General features: G+C 30.8%; 4 protein-coding genes. All 4 read left to right on the top strand.

Features of this window, described 5'->3' with window-relative positions; all coding sequences use genetic code 11:
- Nucleotides 1–736, top strand: a 736-nt coding sequence (locus tag J5Y03_RS17045; RefSeq protein ID WP_209407204.1) for an RHS repeat domain-containing protein, incomplete at its 5' end; no start/stop codon positions are given.
- Nucleotides 737–753: 17 nt separating this feature from the next.
- On the top strand, nucleotides 754–1,122 hold the full coding sequence (locus J5Y03_RS17040) for a hypothetical protein (protein WP_209407203.1): 369 nt from the start codon (nucleotides 754–756) through the stop codon (nucleotides 1,120–1,122).
- A gap of 2 nt (nucleotides 1,123–1,124) precedes the next feature.
- Nucleotides 1,125–1,937 (top strand): hypothetical protein, encoded by an 813-nt coding sequence (locus J5Y03_RS17035; protein WP_209407202.1) that lies wholly within the window; start codon nucleotides 1,125–1,127, stop codon nucleotides 1,935–1,937.
- Between the two features lie 1,020 nt (nucleotides 1,938–2,957).
- The gene (locus J5Y03_RS17030) at nucleotides 2,958–6,584 is read left to right on the top strand and encodes a S8 family serine peptidase (protein ID WP_209407201.1); all 3,627 of its coding nucleotides are present in this window, start codon (nucleotides 2,958–2,960) and stop codon (nucleotides 6,582–6,584) included.
- The last annotated feature ends 2 nt before the right edge of the window (nucleotides 6,585–6,586 follow it).

Here is a 6,586-nt window from a genome sequence, read left to right as displayed (position 1 = left end):
CAATGAAGCAAATGAATTAACGAAATTCGGAAATGATGACATTAAGTACGATAGTAATGGAAATCGTATTGAGGATGGGCAATATACTTATACTTGGAATCCAGCAGGTCAATTAACTGCTGTCACAAAAAAAGGAGAAAGTTCTCCATATGTAACTTATCAATATGATGACCAAGGAAGACGTATTCAAAAGATTCTCAATGGAACTGTTACAAATTATTTTTATGATGGTGACAGTATAAACGTTTTATATGAAACAGATGATCAAGATATTGTACTACGATCGTATGTTTACTCTATGGGCGGAAAACGCCTAGCAATGAAAACACAAGGTCAGACATTCAATTATCATTACAATGCACATGGTGATGTAATTGCATTAACAGATGACAATAATCAAGTTGTTGCAAGTTATTCCTATGATGCATGGGGGAACGTAATAAAATCAAATGCTCAAGGATTAGCTGCCGATAATCCATTCGGATATGCAGGCTATATGTATGATAAAGAAATTAAGATGTACTACTTGATAGCTAGATATTACCAACCAGAACAAGGGGTGTTTTTATCACTTGATCCACATTCAGGTGATAAGGATGATTTACTTACTCAAAATGGATATGGTTATGGAAGTAATAATCCAGTTAAGTATGAAGATCCTAATGGCAATTGGATATTAGATGTTGCATTTATGTTAACTGATGGAGCTCTGAATTCCTTGCACATCCTTCATTAGGCGGTGCTGCGTGGTTAATGGTAGATGGAGCTTCATTTCTTGATCCAACTGGTATTGCTTCAAGTGCTGCACATGCTGGGAAGTTATTAGGTTCATATAAAAAATTAAGAACCTTAACAAAAGGAACAGGATTAGAGGTACATCATTTAATTGAGAAAAGATTAGCCCCAATCATAGGAGTACACGAAAGAGATATGCTTTCAATTCCTCTAAGTAAGGCAAATCATCGAGTTTTTACTAATAGGTGGAGACAAGCTGTCCCGTATCGTACGACAAAATTAACAAGAAAACAATTAATGAGAGCTATTGAAGATGTATATCATGATGACAGAAAATTAAGGTACGCAACAATGAAATATTTACGTTCTACTGGATGGAGAGGATAATATTGAGAAAATTAGCCAATGTTTCTATTAAAAGTGGTCCTAAATCGTTAGTAACTCCTAAAGATATACTATCTAAGTATAAAGAGTATGCTGAAGAAATAAATGAAGAACTTTTAAGAATGGATATTTTTGTGGATATTCCACAATATAATGAGCTGCTAGAAGAAATCAGAAAGAATTTATTAAGAGTAAGTAAAGATTTTACAGTAATATATTCAGAAGAAGAAATAGAAAATGCGGATTATTTTGTAATATATTCTGATAAATTACTTGGTAGTCAATACGAAAATAATCCAGAAAAATTTTATTATACTCATTGCTCAAATTGTGAAAACTATATTGATCAGTACAAAGATTTGATCATAAAAAATAAAAAAATAAACAAAAATATGGCATATAATGCTTGGGAAGGAGAAATGATTGTTTCAGAGGATATAAAAAATTTAATAGTTACTAATAAGCTAACGGGCATCGATTTTCGTCCAGTATATCATGGAGTAAAAAATCAAACGATTATTGGATATCAAATAGTTGTTAAAAATATTTTGTCTGGAAATGTAGACGATAAAACTATATTAAAAAAGACAAATGTTCGATTAAATTGTGACTTTGAAAGTTATATTTTGACTCCAGAATATCCAATGTATATACCAAGAAATTTATTAGAAAATGTTTTAGACTTTAATTGTACTAAAGAGTATTTTGGGTCTGGTTTTTTTCCAAGGCAATACATAATTGTAAAAAAACATGTAAGAGATCTATTTATAAATGCTAAAATTAAGAACGCTGTATTTGAACCTATATTTCATGTGTGACTAACTTAAACCTTAGGTATTTATTCTGATGGTTGGGGTCCATTTGATAAAATAAATAAAGTCCATTTTTTAATTGATGATCAAGTTAATGAGCCTCTGCAAGTTGAACATGATAGAGTGTCTATCACTTTTGAGTTGTGGATAAAATGTGGAAAATCCAAGGAGAGATCCTTGGATTTTTTGCTGTATTATTTTTCTTACACTTTACCGGAAAAATGGTCAGGATTTTATTGATGAAGGGAATTTATATGAGGGTATATTTAATATATTTCCGGTAGGATGGGTGTTAAAAGATAAATTAAAAGAGTTAGAAACATTTAAATATATTCTCCCTTTAAACCCATTACTGATCCCCATAGTTCAGTACAACAAATCCTTTTCCCATTCAACCACAAAGATAGGTAGTTCAACTCTCATATTAACAGTAAAATTTAACTTTTTTAATACAGCAAAAAGATAGAGTTACTAAAAGGATGAGTTGAATTTTGTTTGAAATTCTTTGACGAACTTGTTATCTCATCAATATATCCATGTGTTTATTGTTTAATTAAATTTCTAGCGTATGGTTATTCTTCTTTTAAAATGTTTAGACAATTAGGATTAAGTTTTTCCTTTGAATAAAGGGGACTAAATAATAATTTTTTTACATCTTTCAACAAAATTCCTCCTTTGTTAATTCTCTTATATTAATTTTAACAAAATTAATAAGATGATAGAAATATATATGGAGGGAAGTATTAAAAAAATATCAAAACTATTAATAAGTTAATCAGAATACTTTTTAAAAATTCAACAAATATCTACTCAACTTTTACTCGAGATATAGTTTTTTGTAATTGTAAATAAGTAATTGATTAAACTAAATAGAAATATTTGTCGAAAACACTTACTATTTGAAATTTTTAAAATAGTTTAAAATTAAAATGTTATTAAAAAATTTTAATTTTCGGAAAGGGAGTGTCTTTTGAAGAATATTGTTCAATTTAACCTTATTTTGAATTGAGAAAGGAGTAGTAATTAGTGAAAAAATTATTAAATATTATTATTGTTTTAGTACTCACTCTAAGTATGTTTGGAACAAGTACTCTAATTAATGCTTCAGCGAAAGTAAATCCAGAGATTAAGAGTGAAAAGCATAAGGATGAAAAGGATAGGTATATTATTGGACTAGAAGCGAATGTAGATTCTGATTCATTTGCAAATAAACATTTAAAAGGAAAGAACAATAAAAAAATAAAGGGAAAAAATGCAATTGTAACTGATTTGTCTCAAGGAGAAATAGATTCTCTTAAAAAAGATGATGATATTAATTATATAGAAGTTGATGCAAATGTAAGTATTGAAGAAAGTAACAAACCGAATATAAAAGTGAAACAAAAAGATAAGAATGAAGATATAGAAACGTGGGGCAATACTGCAATAGGTGCTGATTTAGCACATATAAATAAATATTCTGGAAAAAAGGTAAAAATAGCTTTATTAGATACGGGAGTTTCTGAACATCCAGAATTGAAAGTAAAAGAAGGCGTATCTTTTGTGGATGGAGTTAATTCATTCTCAGATGATAATGGACATGGTACACATGTAGCAGGAATAATTTCAGCCCAAAAAGATAAATCAGGAATTGTAGGGGTCGCACCAGATGCAGAAATTTATCCTGTAAAAGTTCTAGATAAAGAAGGAACAGGGTCATACAGTCAAGTAATCGATGGTATTGAATGGGCAATTGAAAAGAATGTTGATATTATTTCAATGAGTTTTGGAGGCACTATTTTTAGCCAATCATTATACGATGAGATTAAAAAGGCTTATGATCATGGGATAATAATAGTTGCTGCAGCAGGGAATTCTGGCTATGGGGAAGAGACTGAGCTTTATCCTGCTCGATATCCAGAAGTTGTTTCAGTTGGTGCAGTTTCAAAGTATTTTTCAAGAGCTAATTTCTCAAGTACTGGAAGTTCATTAGATATTATGGCCCCTGGTACAGATATATATAGTTTAACAAATGATGGGGGTTATGTTTCTAAATCAGGAACGTCAATGGCAGTTCCGTTTGTAACGGGATCAGCCGCGTTGTTATTATCCAGTGATAAAAAGTTAACAAATAAAGAAGTCGTTGAAAAGTTATACTCCACATCAACTCCACTAGGAAATTCTAATGAATATGGCAAAGGTTTAATTAATGTTGCTAAAGCATTAGGAGTTATAGATCATACTATACAAAATCCATACGAAAATAATAAGGTAGTAGATAATAATTTTGATATAAGAACTGTTGATAGTAAGCTAGATTCGTTAAGTCAGAAATTAGCAAATCTTAAAGAGAATGCTCTATCATTAGGTAACTTAGCCTTAGCAAAAGATATTGAGGCTAAGTATAATAACCTAATTATTAAAAATAGTAAACTTCATCAATTACCCGACTCTCTCTTAAATAAGAAAGAAAATAGTACACTTGATACAGCAATAAACGAATATTATCGGGATAAAAATAATCTGTTTTTAAGCTTAATTAATGAGTATAACCAAGCGATAGAGGAATTTAACCATTCCAAACCTTTAGAGTTGTCTTCATATGAAAACGGGGTTGCCGGTGTATATAACTTTACTATTTCACCTGGTGGATCACAATCTATGAATATGAATGTAGGCGACACTGATTATTATAATTTTACTGCAAGTTCATCGGGAACTATGACTGCTTCACTTTCGGTTCCTTCGAATGCAGATTATGATTTACAAGTTCTTACTTCTAATGATGTAGTGTTAGGTACTAGTGCTGCTGGAACTGGGCAAAGTGAGAGTGTTAGTTTTTCCGTTACTGCAGGAAGTAGTTATAAGGTTAAAGTGTACTATTATAGTGGTGCAACTGGTTCATATACTGTTTCATTAAGTAATATTACACCATCTATTGCTTCAATATACCTTAATAGTCCAGTAGATATAAGTTTAAGTTCAGGTGAATATCGAGTATATTCTTTTACTCCTTCAAGTTCAGGTAATTATCAATTATTCACTGGACCATATGGTGGATTTGGAGGTCCAAATGATACTTATTTAGAGTTATACAGTAATTCATCTTTAACTAATATGATTGCTAGTGATGACGATTCAAATGGAAATACTTTTTCAAAGATTAAAACTTACTTAACTGCCGGAACAACATACTTTTTAAAGGTAAGACACTATAGTAGTACGGGTTCTTTATATACAAGATTAACAGTTCAAGTTGACGTACCACCTACACAACCGATTTATAGTGATTCTCCTATTGATGTAAATGTTAATGCAAATGAGTACCGGACATTTAGCTTTACCCCTACTGAGACAGGAAAATATCGTTTCTATACAACTCCTTACGGTGATGGAGATACATCTTCTGACACATTTCTTGAGCTTTATAGCAATTCAAATTTAACAAATATATTAGCTTTTGATGATGATTCAAATGGTCAAAGCTTTTCCGAAATTTTTTATGAATTAACAGCCGGAACAACATATTATATTAAGTTTAGAGGTTATAACAATAATGCATCACTAGGTAGACTTGAAGTTAATCAAACATTTGATTGGGAATACACCGATTATACTGACGATAACTCATCATTAAGTGAATATTATATTAAGGATAACACTTATTCTACAAGTACAACACAAGAAGCGTATGCAGTAGAAAGTGGGTTACAAACAAGTTATGTCTTACAAGAAGGTGACTGGAAATATGTGGGAATTATTAAAGATTCCTCATTAAATCAATATGGCAGTGTAAATCAATCGTCAGTAAGTGTCCAGTCATTTAACTTTAAATATATTAAGAAAATTACGACACAGGTAAAAGATGCAATTTTCAATAAATTAATGAATTACTTGGGATTACCAAGTGATGCCTTTAATGATCCAACTGAAATTGAATATTTTCAAAAAGGTATATCCGTAGCAATAGATGACAATGTTTTCTTTGGCTTAATTGATAGATTTAAAGGATTGAGTAAATATCCAGATGATTTTTATTATTTAGAAGGATATCAAATTACCTCTGAAGCTATTCTAGCTTTTTATATCAAAACTTCATATAGCTCGGCTGCTCAATCAGCAAAATCTTTTTTAACTGCTAGTACTATTGCAACTAGTGGATTAATTATTTCAGCTTCGGGTGGTGTAGTAGTTGGTGGTATAGTAGAGGTTGGGGCTTTATCAAATGTGATAAAAGGATCTATATCTGCTGGTATTTCTTATGTAACAGGGAATATGGCAACTAGATCAGTAAATCTTATTAAAGCTAACGATGCTAAATTGACTAAAGTTAAACAACCATCCTATAATGGTAGTAATTATAGAAAAAAATTCTCAGAAGAAGTTTCAAACCCTTCACCTGAGAGTCCAAGAGATTATGATGCTCACCATATGTTTCCACAAAAAAAATCTTTGAAAGATAAGTTTGATGAGATTCTTAAAGATTACCCTGGCACGATTCATAATCCTAAATTCCTTTCTTGGTGGAAAAAGAGTCCACACCGAAGTGCAGCAAGAGCTTATAATCAAGAATGGACAGATTTTTTTAAAAGTAAACCAACTGCTACTGTGTCAGATATTTTTGAGTTTGGTAGGTATTTAGCAAATAAGTATGATTTGAAAATTCGCTTTTAGGT

This window comes from Gottfriedia endophytica, assembly GCF_017814275.1.
Lineage (GTDB): Bacteria > Bacillota > Bacilli > Bacillales > Bacillaceae_G > Gottfriedia > Gottfriedia endophytica.
This window is presented reverse-complemented; position numbering and strand designations above follow the sequence as displayed.

Coding starts and splice junctions, on each gene's coding strand:
- J5Y03_RS17040 (WP_209407203.1), top strand. CDS start 754: ATGGTAGATGGAGCTTCATTTCTTGATCCAACTGGTATTGCTTCAAGT.